This window comes from Streptomyces sp. NPDC102259 (genome assembly GCF_044766465.1).
Classification (GTDB): Bacteria; Actinomycetota; Actinomycetes; order Streptomycetales; family Streptomycetaceae; genus Streptomyces.
The window spans coordinates 182,662-194,592 of the sequence record NZ_JBIWMA010000005.1 but is presented as its reverse complement, the minus strand read 5'-3'; the positions used below and the strand labels follow the sequence as shown (position 1 = coordinate 194,592).

The following is an 11,931-nucleotide window of genomic DNA, read 5'->3' as shown; positions in this document are numbered from 1 at the left end:
GCCAGGCGGCTCAGTAGCGGGTGATCGCCGTCCGGCCGTCCGTCGTGCCGATCGCGAGGTGCGGTCGCCGCCACGGCCGGGCCCATGACAGGAGCGCCCGCATCGCCCCCGCCGATACCGACACACAACCGGCCGTCGCCCCCCGCCCGTTGACGTGCAGGAAGATCCCCGCCCCGCGGCCACGCACCGGTTTGTGGTAGTTGAACCCGATGACCAGCGCGTACGCGTACTGCGCGCGGTACGCGAGCAGGTGCTCGGACTCGGCCGCGCGGCAGTCCGCGGGACGCGGCTCGGTCCACCGGTTGTAGGCGCGGGACTTGTTGTCCTGGCACCACCAGGAGCTCTCGCGCACCGGGCGGTAGGCGTACGACGTCCCGCGCGGGGCCGGCTGGACGCCGAAGGCGTAGGGGAGGTCGTACAGGCCCGTGGGCGTCGTGTTCGTGCCCTGCCGGCGCGAGGCGCCCTCGACCAGGCCCTTCGCGCCGAACCGGGCGGGCGTGGAACCGGCCGGGGTCCACCGGCCGTTCCGCAGGTCCCACCAGGTGAGCGTGCCCGAGGTGGAACCGGCCCGCGGGGCCTCGGCGGTGATCAGCTGGGTGCCGCCGCCGGTGTCCGCCATCCGTGCGGGCAGCGGCGGGGCGGCCCCGGTGTCCGGAGCGGCGCCGAGCAGGCCGAGGGAGGCGCAGACGAGGGCGGTGGCGACGACACGAGGGCGCATGCTCAGACGCTAAGCGGGGGTGGCGGCACCGGCAGGCCGGGTGGGCCGACCGTGCGAGGCGCCGGCCCACCCGCCCCGGCCGCTCAGGTCACCGGACCCGGCGGGTTGAGCTGGTCCGCCCGTCCCTCAAAGGCGTACAGCAGCAGGTCGGTCATCTCGAAGACGTTCTTGGCGTCGCGGTCCCCGACCGGGCTGAGGAACCTGTACAGAAAGCATATGCGCGTCAAATCGGGCTCAGGGGCAACGGCAGTCCGGGCAGGCCGTCCATGCTCGTGGCGATGTACTCCTTCTTCGCGAAGTACGCGCTGAGCGACTCGTCGTCCTCCCGCGCGAACCGCTTGGCGTGCAGCTCGCGGTCCTCGTCGTACGTCATGAACGGGACCGCGTACCCGCAGGTGTCCCGCACGAGTTCGGCGTGCACGACGATGATCGCGCGCAGCCCGTGCGGGGTCGGGTCCAGGTCGGCGAAGTGGGCGAGGAGCTCCCGGAAACGGGGGTCGTCACGGAAGACCGGTTCGCCGCGGCCGTGCACCCGCACGATGTTCGGCGGCCCCTGGAAGGCGCACCACATCAGCGTGATCCGGCCGTTCTCCCGCAGGTGCGCGACGGTCTCCGCGTTGGAGCCGGCGAAGTCGAGGTAGGCCACGGTGTGCTCGTCGAGGACGGCGAACGAGCCCTTGAGGCCCTTGGGGGAGAGGTTCACCGTGCCGTCGCCGGACAGGGGGGCGGTCGCGGTGAAGAAGAGGGGCTGCTCCTCGATGAACGTGCGGAGTCTGCCGTCGATGCGCTCGTAAGTCTTTCCCATGTCTAAGGATTATCCGGGAAAGCCTTTCGCGTGTCTAAGGAAATACGGGATTCCCCTGGTGGGGGGGCGGTGTGGGTGCGTGGGTGCGGGTGCGTGGGTGGGCGCGCGGGTACGCCACAGCGGCCGCCCCGGTCGGCGCTTCTCGGGGCGGCCGCTGTGCCTGTCACGTCACTTGTTCAACGTGCAGGCGGCCAGCGCGTCGAGGCCCTGCGGCTTGGTTCCCTTGCGACCGATCGAGATGGCGATGCGGTCGATCGTGGAGACCCGCTTGTCCGCCAGCGGGCCGAGGATCGCGTTCTGCACGAAGTTGGCGCCACCCTGGCCGACCGTGTTCTGGAGGCGGGTGTTGGCCTCGTCGATCTGCGTCTGGAGCAGCGCCAGGTTCCGGTCCACCTCGGCCTGCGCGGTGGCGGGGATCTCCGGGAGCTGCGAGGCGACGTCCGGGCAGCTGATGGTGCCCACGCCGGCCGCGTCGCCGCCAGTGTCGTCCCCCGTCTCCGCCGCGCCGTCGTCCGCTCCCTGGGCTGCGGTCTCCTCCGCGCCGGGGGTGGCCTCGGCCTCGTCGTCCGCGGCGGCGTCCTCGCCGGTGTCCGCGACGCCGCCCGCGTCGAGGGCGCACGGCGCCAGCGCGTCGAGGCCCTGCGGCTTGGTTCCCTTGCGGCCGATCGAGATGGCGATGCGGTCGATCGTGGAGACCCGCTTGCCCTCCAGCGGGCCGAGGATCGCGTTCTGCACGAAGTTCGCCCCGCCCTGGCCCACGGTGTCGACCAGCCGCTTGTTGGCCTCCGCGATCTGCGTCTGGAGCAGGGCCAGGTTGCGGTCGACCTCGGCCTGCGCGGAGGCGGGGATCGCGGGAAGCTGGGAGGCCACGTCCGGGCACGAGATGGTGCCGGGGCTGGCGAGCGTCTTGGCGTTGGTCGAGCCGCTGCTCTTGGACGACTCCCCGGCAAGGGCGGAGTTGACGACGACCGCGCCGGACAGTGCCAGAGCGGCGGCCGCGCCGATGACGACCACGCGACGCTTGTTGTACTTCGGAAGAGCCCTGGACATGCGGATGCCTCACTTGGGTCAGGAGTGGGTGTACAAACGCGGCGCCGGCGTTCAGTCGTGAGTACGGGTAAGCGGTTGCTGTTGTTCAAACTCCTTTCAAAAACTTCTCGGGATCCGGAACCGGGCGGCAACCCGGAGTTGAATTGACGAATCATGCATAGCACTGCATACTCATGCATAACGTTGAGCGCAGTGGTGCAGTGGTGAGGAGCAACGCAAGTGAGCAGCAACAGCGGTGACGTAAGGCTCTGGGGCGGTCGTTTCGCCGACGGTCCCGCCGAGGCCCTGGCGAAGCTGTCCGCCTCCGTCCACTTCGACTGGCGCCTCGCGCCGTACGACATCGCCGGTTCGCGGGCCCACGCGCGCGTGCTGCACAAGGCGGGCCTGCTCACCGAGGACGAACTGACCCGGATGATCGCGGGCCTCGACCGGCTGGAGGCCGACGTGGCCGACGGTTCCTTCGTGGGCACCATCGCCGACGAGGACGTCCACACCGCCCTGGAGCGCGGCCTCCTGGAGCACCTCGGCGCCGACCTGGGCGGCAAGCTGCGCGCCGGACGCTCCCGCAACGACCAGGTCGCCACCCTCTTCCGGATGTACCTGCGCGACCACGCCCGGATCATCGGCGGCCTGATCGCCGAGCTCCAGGACGCCCTGATCGGCCTGGCGGAGGCCCACCCGGACGTGGCGATGCCCGGCCGCACCCACCTCCAGCACGCCCAGCCGGTGCTCTTCGCCCACCACGTCCTCGCGCATGTGCAGTCGCTGTCCCGGGACGCGGAACGCCTGCGGCAGTGGGACGAGCGCACCGCCGTGTCGCCGTACGGCTCCGGTGCCCTCGCGGGTTCCTCCCTCGGCCTGGACCCGGAGGCGGTGGCGAAGGACCTCGGCTTCGAGCACGGCAGCGTCGGCAACTCCATCGACGGCACCGCGTCCCGCGACTTCGTCGCCGAGTTCGCCTTCATCACCGCGATGATCGGCGTGAACCTCTCCCGGATCTCCGAGGAGATCATCATCTGGAACACGAAGGAGTTCTCCTTCGTGACGCTGCACGACGCGTTCTCCACGGGCTCGTCGATCATGCCGCAGAAGAAGAACCCCGACATCGCGGAGCTGGCGCGCGGCAAGTCGGGCCGCCTGATCGGCAACCTGACCGGCCTCATGGCGACCCTCAAGGCCCTCCCGCTCGCGTACAACCGTGACCTCCAGGAGGACAAGGAGCCGGTCTTCGACTCCTGCGACCAGCTCGAGGTCCTGCTGCCCGCCTTCACCGGCATGGTCGCCACCCTCACCGTCCACCGCGAGCGCATGGAGGAGCTGGCCCCGGCCGGGTTCTCGCTCGCCACCGACATCGCCGAGTGGCTGGTCAAGCAGGGTGTGCCGTTCCGGGTCGCGCACGAGGTCGCCGGCGAGTGCGTCAAGGTCGCCGAGGCCGACGGCAAGGAGCTCGACGGCCTCACCGACGAGCAGTTCGCGAAGATCTCCGCCCACCTCACCCCCGAGGTGCGCTCGGTCCTCAACGTCCCCGGCGCCCTCGCCTCCCGCGACGGCCGCGGCGGCACGGCGCCCAGCGCGGTGGCGATCCAGCTGGCAGAGGTGAAGCAGAACGTGGCGGCCCAGCACGAGTGGGCGACCGCCAAGACCAAGCGGTAAGGCGCTCGCGGGTTACGTTGGTCGAAGCCGAACCGGAGTCGACCAACGGAGCCCGCGATGCCCTTCGCCCGACTGGCCTCAGCGACAACCCCCACCTGCCACCTCGGACTCGGTCTCGCCGCCGTCGGCCGTCCCGGCTACATCAACCTCGGCCGAGACCACGACCTCGGCGAGGACCGCAGCGTCGAGACGCTGCGCGCCCGCACCCACGAACTCCTCGACGCCGCCTACGCCCAGGGCGTCCGCTACTTCGACGTGGCCCGCTCCTACGGCCGTTCCGAGGAGTTCCTCGCCGGGTGGCTGAAGGCCAGGCCCGACGTGGACGACATCGTGGTGGGCAGCAAGTGGGGTTACACCTACACCGCCGACTGGACCACGGACGCGGAGCGGCACGAGGTCAAGGACCACGGGCTACCGACGTACGAACGTCAGCGCGCCGAGACGGCGGAACTGCTCGGCGACCGGCTCGACCTCTACCAGATCCACTCGGTGACCCCGGACAGTCCCGCCCTCACCGACAAGGAACTCCACGCGAAGCTGGCCGAGTCCGCCGCGCAGGGTCTCACCGTCGGTTTCTCCACCAGCGGCCCCGCCCAGGCCGACGCCATCCGCGCCGCCCTCGCCGTGACGGTCGACGGCGAGCCCCTCTTCCGTACCGTCCAGTCGACGTACAACGCGCTGGAGACCTCGGCCGGCCCCGCCCTCGCCGAGGCCCATGACGCCGGGCTCACGGTGATCGTGAAGGAGGGCATGGCCAACGGGCGGCTCGCGCAGCCCCAGGCGCCGGAGGCCCTGAGGTCCGTCGCGGCGCAGACGTCGCTCGGCTGCGACGCGGTCGCCCTCGCGCTGATCCTGCGGCAGCCCTGGGCCGGCGTCGTCCTCTCCGGCGCGGCGACCGCCACCCAGCTGGCTTCCAATCTGCACGCGGCGGTCGTGGACCTCGACGACGACCAGGTGGACCGGCTGGCCGGGCTGGCGGAGGAGCCGCGGGCGTACTGGGAGCGGCGCGGCGGCCTGCCCTGGCACTGAGGCGTCCGCCGGACCGTCGATCATCGGCAGCGCGCACGACTGAGTGATCCACACACCTTTAGAATGAGACATCGCTGTCTCACTTGCGCTACTCTTGTCTCATGGCTGTCGATCGTGATCAAGTGCTGCGCGGTGCCGCGGCCCTGCTGACCCACAAATCCACGGCGACGATGGACGAGGTCGCCAAGGCGGCCGGGATCAGCCGGGCCACCCTGCACCGTCACTTCGCCGGCCGTGACGCGCTGGTGCGGGCCCTGGAGGCCCTCGGCATCGCGGAGTGCGAGTCCGCCCTGGCCGCGGCGCGGCTGGACGAGGGGCCCGCGCGCGACGCCGTACGCCGGCTCGTCCAGAGAATCGAACCGGCGGCCGGCCTGCTCGCCTTCCTCTACACCGAGAACCAGTTGTTCGAGGGCGAGGAGCAGAACCAGGGCTGGACCCGGATCGACGACCTGATCTCGGACCTGTTCCGGCGCGGACAGTTGAGCGGCGAGTTCCGCATCGACCTCACCCCCGCCTGGCTCACCGAGGCGCTGTTCGGCCTGCTGGCCTCCGGCGCCTGGATGGTGCAGAGCGGCAAGGGCGCCCCCAAGGACTTCCAGCACATGATCGCCGAGCTGCTGCTCGGCGGCGTGCTGAGGCCTCCCGCACCGCAGACCCCCTGAGCGGGCGACGCGACACCACGCATCCCGCACGGCACAACCCCGCACGACACATCCCCGCACCGCACAACCCCGCACCACAGAGAGAGGAATCATGACCAGCACCCTGCGGCCGGCGACCACGACCGGGGCGGTGAAGCGCCCGGACCGTTGGCTCGCGCTCTCCGTCCTCGTCCTCGCCGTGCTGCTGGTGGCCGTCGACGCGACCGTCCTCGGTCTCGCGACCCCGTACATCAGCGAGGACCTCGAGCCCTCCGGCACCCAGCTCCTCTGGATCGGCGACGTCTACTCCTTCGTCATAGCCGGTCTGCTCGTCTCGATGGGCAGCCTCGGCGACCGCATCGGCCGCAAGAAGATCCTGCTCATGGGCGCCACCGCGTTCGGGCTGATATCGGTCCTCAACGCCTACGCGACGACCCCGGAGACGATGATCGCGGCCCGGGCCCTGCTCGGCGTCGCCGGCGCGACCCTGATGCCCGCCACCCTCGCCCTGATCCGCAACCTCTTCCACGACCCGCGCGAGCGCAGCCTCGCGGTCGGCATCTGGGGTGCGACCGCCTCCGCGGGCACCGCGGTCGGGCCCATCGTGGGCGGCTTCCTCCTCGAACACTTCTGGTGGGGCTCGGTCTTCCTCATCAACCTGCCCGTGATGGTCGTCCTGGTCGTCGTCGGCATCCGGACGCTCCCCGAGTCCCGCACCCCGAACCCCGGCCCGTGGGACCTGCCCAGCGTGCTGCTGTCCCTGGTCGGCATGATCGGCGTGGTCTACGCCGTCAAGGAGGCCGCCACCCACGGTCTCACCGGGGTCTCGCTCGGCACGGCCCTGCTCGGCGCGGCCGCGCTGTACGGCTTCGTCCGCCGCCAGCTGACCCTGCCGACTCCGCTGCTGGACATGCGACTGTTCCGCAACCGCGGCTTCAGCGGCGCGGTCCTGGCCGACCTGCTGACCATCCTGGGCCTGTCCGGCCTGGTGTTCTTCCTCTCCCAGTACCTCCAGCTCGTCCAGGGCCGACGCCCGTTCGAGGCCGGTCTGGCCGAACTGCCCGCCGCCGTCGGCGCGGTGGTGGCCGGTCTGATCGCGGGCCGAGCGGCCCGCCGCTTCTCGGTACGGGCCGTGGTCTCCGGAGGTCTCGCGGCGATCGGCCTCGCGCTGGCGGCCCTGACGACGATCGGTCAGTCCACCGGTTACCCCCTGCTGGGCGCCGCCCTGCTGGTGGTCGGCGTGGGCGCGGGATTCTCCTTCACGGTGACCGCCGACGTCATCCTGGGCTCCGTGCCCAAGGACCAGGCGGGAGCGGCGTCCGCGGTCTCCGAGACGGCGTACGAACTCGGCGCGGCCCTCGGCATCGCCGTACTCGGCTCGATCGTGACGGGTGTGTACAGGGACTTCGCGGCCCCGGCGGGCACACCGGAGGGCGCCCACGAGTCACTGGGCGGCGCGGTGGAGGCGGCGGGACACATGTCGCCGACCACGGCCGAGCAGATGCTGTCGTCGGCAAGAGAGGCGTTCGTCGACGGCCTGGTCGTGGCGGTCGGAGTGGGCGCGGCGATCCTGCTGGCGACAGCCGCGGCCGCATGGTTCCTGCTCAGGGGCCGACACCTGGAGACCGAGGGCTAGAACCCACCCAGGAGAAACCCCCAGGGCCGCGGGGAACCGCGCGAAAACGACAACGCACCCGCACCCGATCCTCGGCGGCGGGGAAAGCACCCCCCCAGGGGCGCGGGGAACTGCGCAAAAACGACAACGCACCCGCACCCGATCCTCGGCGGCGGGGAAAGCACTCCCCCCCCCAGGGGCGCGGGGAACTGCGCGAAAACGACAACGCACCCGCACCCGATCCTCGGCGGCGCGGGAAGCACTCCCCCCCAGGGGCGCGGGGAACTGCGCAACAAACCCCGACGGACCCGCACTCGAAATCGGCCAACCGCCGGAGGCGCTACGCGGCCTTCGCCTTCGTGGCGTACATGTCCACGTACTCCTGCCCCGACAACCGCATGACCTCGGTCATCACCGAGTCCGTCACGGCCCGCAGCACATAGCGGTCCCGGTCCATCCCGTCGTACCGGGAGAACTCCATCGCCTCGCCGAACCGGACGGTGACCCGCCCCGGCCTCGGCATCCCCGCCCCGCCCGGCTGCAACTTGTCGGTGCCGATCATCGCGAAGGGAACGACCGGCGCCCCGGTCATGAGCGTCAGCCGGGCGATACCGGTCCGCCCGCGGTACAGCCGACCGTCGGGCGACCGTGTGCCCTCGGGGTAGATGCCGAAGACCTTGCCCTCCTCCAGCACGCGCCGTCCGGTCATCAGCGCCGCGACGCCGCCGCGGCCGCCGTCGCGGTCCACCGGGATCATGCCGACCCCGGTGAAGAACCAGGCCATGAAGCGGCCCTTGAGGCTCTTGCCGGTGACGTACTCGTCCTTGCCGATGAAGAAGACCTGACGGTCGCACACGAGCGGCAGGATCATCGAGTCGATGAACGTGAGGTGGTTGCCTGCCAGGATGACGGGGCCGTCGCCAGGGATGTGCTCCGCGCCCTCGACCCGGGGGCGGAACATCAGGCGCATGACCGGTCCGAGTACTGCCTTGATGAGCACGAAGCGGGACAACGAGCCCTCCGATGTCAAGGGAAAAGGGTATGAGTCTGTGCAGGTGAGGACGATACTCGCGGCACCGGCGGTGGCGCACATCGGGTCACCCAGGTCTTACGCACTGTTGACGTAGGTCTACCTGTACGGCGGTATCGTCGCCTGCTTGTCATCTGCCCGGAACGTGGCGAACTACCGCGCGGAACCGGCCGGATGGCCGTACGGCACATGCCATCCGCCGTCACCCGCGTGTTAGGACCGAGGTCTCCCGACGGTCATGTCCACGCCCCTACGATCGGGCCGCACGGACGAGCCGACGGCAGGAGACCCCTCATGGGAACGCAGGGCAAGCAGGAGTCGAACCAGCAGGCGAGCGCGGGCGGAACCGGACGGCGGGCGCTCCTCGGCGCCGCCGTGCTCGGTGCCACCGGAACGGTCCTCGGCCTGTCGGGCACGGCGAGAGCCGCCGAGTCGTCCCGCTCCGGAAAGGGCCTGAAGAGCCTGCCCGTGCCGACGATCATCGGTCACCGCGGCGCGAGCGGCTACCGGCCGGAGCACACCTTCGGCTCGTACCAGCTCGCCCTCGACCTGGGCGCCGACATCGTCGAGGCGGGGGACCTCGTCCCCACCAGGGACGGTCACCTGGTGTGCCGTCACGAGCCGGAGATCGGCGGCACCACCGACGTCGCCGACCATCCGGAGTTCGCCGGACGCAAGACCACGAAGGTCCTCGACGGCGTCTCCACGACCGGCTGGTTCACCGAGGACTTCACCCTCGCCGAGCTGAAGACCCTGCGCGCGGTCGAACGCATCCCGGCCAACCGCCCGCACAACACGCTCTACAACGGCCGCTGGGAGATCCCCACCTTCGAGGAAGTCCTGAGGTGGCAGGACGAGCAGACCCGCAAGCGCGGCAAGCAGGTCTGGATCTACCCCGAGACCAAGCACCCCACCTACTTCCGCAAGCTGGGCCTGGGTCTGGAGGAGCGGGTCGCCAAGCTGCTGCACAAGTACGGCAAGGACAAGAAGAACTCGCCGGTCATCGTGCAGTCCTTCGAGCCGAGCAGCATCCAGCGCCTGAACAAGCTGGTCGACAACCCCCTCGTGGTACTGCTGTCCGGCGCGAGCTCGCGCCCCTGGGACTTCATCGAGGCGGGCGACCCGCGCACGGTCGCCGACCTGGTCACCCGGGCGGGTCTCAGGGAGATCGCCGGCTACGCCCAGGGCATCGGCCCGACCCTCGACCTGGTGATCCCGAAGGACGCCGCCGGCAACCTCACCACGCCGACCACGCTGGTGAAGGACGCCCACGCGGTCGGTCTGGTGCTGCACCCCTACACCATGCGCAACGAGAACCCCTTCCTGCCCACGAGCTTCCGCAAGGGCACGGACGCGGACGCCTACGGCGACTCCTTCGGCGCGTTCCGCACCTACTTCGCGACCGGCATCGACGGTGTCTTCACGGACAACCCGGACACCGGGCTGCTGGCCCGCGCGGACTTCGTCAACGGCTGAGTCCCCGTTGGAGTGACAGTCGGCCGCCCCGGCAACCAGCCGCCCGGGCGGCCGCATCGTGTGGCACATGACGCACGACCTGCTCACCACCCTGCGCCCGCTCCTCACCGCGGAGGCCTCCGCCGAGGCCCATGCCACCGGGACCGAACCCGGCGACCTGGAACAGGCGGTCTGGCTCCGTCTGCTGGAACGCCTCGCCACCGACGGCCCGCCCCCGGACCCCCAGGGCTGGCTGCGCAGGGCCGTCCGCGCCGAGGTCCGCCGCGCCCGCCGTACGACCCGCCGCGAGCAGCCGTACGAGAGCGACCCCGCCGACGACCTCGACCGCGGCCCCGAGCAGCTCGCGCTGGCCGCCGCCCGGCACCGCGCCCTGCGCGAGGCGGTGCACCGGCTGCCCGGCCGTTGCTCCCGTCTCCTCCAGGCGCTTCTCTCGCCCCGGGACCTCACCTACCGCGAGATCGCGGGGGAGTTGGGTATCTCACAGGGCAGTCTCGGACCGGAACGTTCCAGATGTCTGGGATGTCTGCGGCGATTGCTGGCGCCGGAGGTTGCGGCCCGCGAAGTGCGGGGATAGGAGTGAAGGACCACAGGCGATCAGGTGAGCGAGGGGCGTGCGCACATGGGCATGAGCGTGACCATCTCGGTGGCGACCGAGCAGGATGCCGAGCAGATCTTCAGATTGCAGTACCTGTGCTTCCAGAGCGAAGCCGCGCTGTACGCCAACTACCGCATCGCCCCGCTCGTCCAGAGCCTCGACTCGGTCCGGCAGGAACTCGCCGCCGACTGCGTCTTCGTGGCCCGTCTGGGCGACGAGGTGGTCGGCTCCGTGCGAGGCAGTCTCACCGAGGACGGCGCCGCCGCCATCGGCAAGCTCTGCGTCCACCCGCGCCTCCAGGGCCACGGCATCGGCGCGCGGCTGCTCCGCGCGGCCGAGGCGGCGCTGGCCGGGGAGCGCGGCGCCAAGAAGTTCCGCCTCTTCACCGGCCATCGCAGCGAGGGCAACCTCCGCCTCTACCGCCGGGTCGGCTACGAGACGGTCGGCACCTCGCAGGGCGCCGACGGCGTACCGATGATCGTCCTGGAGAAGCAGGTCGGGGAGTACGCGGCTACGGCCTAGACGCGGCCGTACGGGACTTCCGCAGCCAGTACAGGGCGGACAGCGGCAGCAGCACGGGGATGAACACGTACCCCATCCCGTACTTCGACCACACGGTCGAGTCCGGGAAGGCCGACGGCTCGACCAGGGTCCAGGTGCCGACGATCAGCACCCCCGCCAACTCGGCGGCGCAGCACACCTGCGCCGCTCTGCGGGCTGTCTCGCCGCCCCGCACCAGCGAGTACGTGATGAATCCGTACACCACGCCCGCCACGGCCGACAGCGTGTAGGCCAGCGGCGCCCGGTCGAACTCGGTCGCGATCTGGTACGCCGACCGCGACACCGCCCCGACCACCATCACGCCGTAGAACCACACCAGCAGCATGCCGGGCCCGCTGATGAGCCGGTCCGGCTTGTCGTCCACCGCCGCCATCTCAGCCTCCCCAGATGTCGTAGAGCCGCACTTCGAGCACGGCGAGCACCACACCGCCCGCGGCTGCCGTCACCGAACCCCAGCGGGTCCGCTCGGACAGCGACATGAACCCCACCGCCGGAACGCACGCGACCGCTCCGAGCAGATACGCCACGAAGATCGCCGTGCCCTGCTCCGGCTTCTCGCCGCGCGCCAGCTGGACGATCCCGACCACCAGCTGGATCACGGCCAGCAGGGAGACCACGGCCATCCCGATGAAATGCCAGTCCTTCGTCGGTTGGTCACGGTAGGCGGCCCAGCCGCACCAGGCGGCGAGCAGCAACGCGGCGACGCCGGTCACCAGCGTCAGGGCATCAAGCATGCTGTGACCTTATTACGGCGTATC

The 11,931-nt window shown here is 70.7% G+C and carries 14 protein-coding genes; 7 read left to right on the top strand and 7 right to left on the bottom strand.

Annotation, left to right across the window (positions count from 1 at the left end; all coding sequences use genetic code 11):
• Positions 1 to 10: 10 nt before the first annotated feature.
• From ACIRPU_RS15075 to ACIRPU_RS15060, 4 genes are all read right to left on the bottom strand, one after another.
• Positions 11 to 718: a L,D-transpeptidase gene (locus ACIRPU_RS15075; protein WP_403866645.1), complete on the bottom strand. Its 708-nt coding sequence runs from the start codon at positions 716 to 718 to the stop codon at positions 11 to 13.
• An 83-nt stretch (positions 719 to 801) separates the two neighbouring features.
• Positions 802 to 945 carry a hypothetical protein gene (locus tag ACIRPU_RS15070; RefSeq protein ID WP_403866642.1) on the bottom strand — a complete coding sequence of 48 codons (144 nt, stop codon included), beginning with the start codon at positions 943 to 945 and terminating at the stop codon, positions 802 to 804.
• The gene (locus ACIRPU_RS15065; RefSeq protein WP_384118565.1) at positions 942 to 1,523 is read right to left on the bottom strand and encodes a pyridoxamine 5'-phosphate oxidase family protein; all 582 of its coding nucleotides are present in this window, start codon (positions 1,521 to 1,523) and stop codon (positions 942 to 944) included. The genes ACIRPU_RS15070 and ACIRPU_RS15065 overlap by 4 nt, the downstream gene beginning before the upstream one ends.
• Before the next feature lie 168 nt (positions 1,524 to 1,691).
• Positions 1,692 to 2,573, bottom strand: a complete 882-nt coding sequence (locus ACIRPU_RS15060; RefSeq protein ID WP_403866639.1) for a hypothetical protein — start codon at positions 2,571 to 2,573, stop codon at positions 1,692 to 1,694.
• 219 nt (positions 2,574 to 2,792) lie between these two features.
• Here ACIRPU_RS15060 and argH point away from each other — a divergent pair, with 219 nt between their 5' ends.
• The 4 genes from argH (at position 2,793) to ACIRPU_RS15040 (ending at position 7,532) form a co-directional block, all read left to right on the top strand.
• Complete coding sequence (gene argH / locus ACIRPU_RS15055; RefSeq protein WP_403866635.1) at positions 2,793 to 4,226, top strand: argininosuccinate lyase; 1,434 nt, start codon at positions 2,793 to 2,795, stop codon at positions 4,224 to 4,226.
• Between the two features lie 57 nt (positions 4,227 to 4,283).
• Positions 4,284 to 5,255 (top strand): aldo/keto reductase, encoded by a 972-nt coding sequence (locus ACIRPU_RS15050; RefSeq protein ID WP_403866632.1) that lies wholly within the window; start codon positions 4,284 to 4,286, stop codon positions 5,253 to 5,255.
• A 101-nt stretch (positions 5,256 to 5,356) separates the two neighbouring features.
• Positions 5,357 to 5,917 carry a TetR/AcrR family transcriptional regulator gene (locus ACIRPU_RS15045; protein WP_355706516.1) on the top strand — a complete coding sequence of 187 codons (561 nt, stop codon included), beginning with the start codon at positions 5,357 to 5,359 and terminating at the stop codon, positions 5,915 to 5,917.
• 91 nt (positions 5,918 to 6,008) lie between these two features.
• Entirely contained in the window at positions 6,009 to 7,532 is a 1,524-nt protein-coding gene (locus tag ACIRPU_RS15040; protein ID WP_403866629.1) for an MFS transporter, read from the top strand.
• A 319-nt stretch (positions 7,533 to 7,851) separates the two neighbouring features.
• Here ACIRPU_RS15040 and ACIRPU_RS15035 read toward each other — a convergent pair whose 3' ends face one another.
• A complete protein-coding gene (locus tag ACIRPU_RS15035; protein ID WP_142269965.1) occupies positions 7,852 to 8,523 on the bottom strand; it encodes a 1-acyl-sn-glycerol-3-phosphate acyltransferase in 672 nt (223 codons plus the stop codon).
• A gap of 312 nt (positions 8,524 to 8,835) precedes the next feature.
• Here ACIRPU_RS15035 and ACIRPU_RS15030 point away from each other — a divergent pair, with 312 nt between their 5' ends.
• The 3 genes from ACIRPU_RS15030 (at position 8,836) to ACIRPU_RS15020 (ending at position 11,134) form a co-directional block, all read left to right on the top strand.
• Entirely contained in the window at positions 8,836 to 10,017 is a 1,182-nt protein-coding gene (locus tag ACIRPU_RS15030) for a glycerophosphodiester phosphodiesterase (RefSeq protein WP_403866626.1), read from the top strand.
• Between the two features lie 67 nt (positions 10,018 to 10,084).
• Positions 10,085 to 10,591 (top strand): sigma-70 family RNA polymerase sigma factor, encoded by a 507-nt coding sequence (locus ACIRPU_RS15025; protein WP_403866623.1) that lies wholly within the window; start codon positions 10,085 to 10,087, stop codon positions 10,589 to 10,591.
• Between the two features lie 45 nt (positions 10,592 to 10,636).
• Positions 10,637 to 11,134: a GNAT family N-acetyltransferase gene (locus ACIRPU_RS15020; RefSeq protein WP_403867207.1), complete on the top strand. Its 498-nt coding sequence runs from the start codon at positions 10,637 to 10,639 to the stop codon at positions 11,132 to 11,134.
• On the opposite strand, the gene ACIRPU_RS15015 is transcribed toward ACIRPU_RS15020, so the two are convergent.
• On the bottom strand, positions 11,124 to 11,546 hold the full coding sequence (locus ACIRPU_RS15015) for a hypothetical protein (protein WP_403866620.1): 423 nt from the start codon (positions 11,544 to 11,546) through the stop codon (positions 11,124 to 11,126). The two genes, ACIRPU_RS15020 and ACIRPU_RS15015, sit on opposite strands and share 11 nt — an antisense overlap.
• Before the next feature lies 1 nt (position 11,547).
• Entirely contained in the window at positions 11,548 to 11,907 is a 360-nt protein-coding gene (locus ACIRPU_RS15010; RefSeq protein WP_355706511.1) for a hypothetical protein, read from the bottom strand.
• Positions 11,908 to 11,931 lie beyond the last annotated feature (24 nt).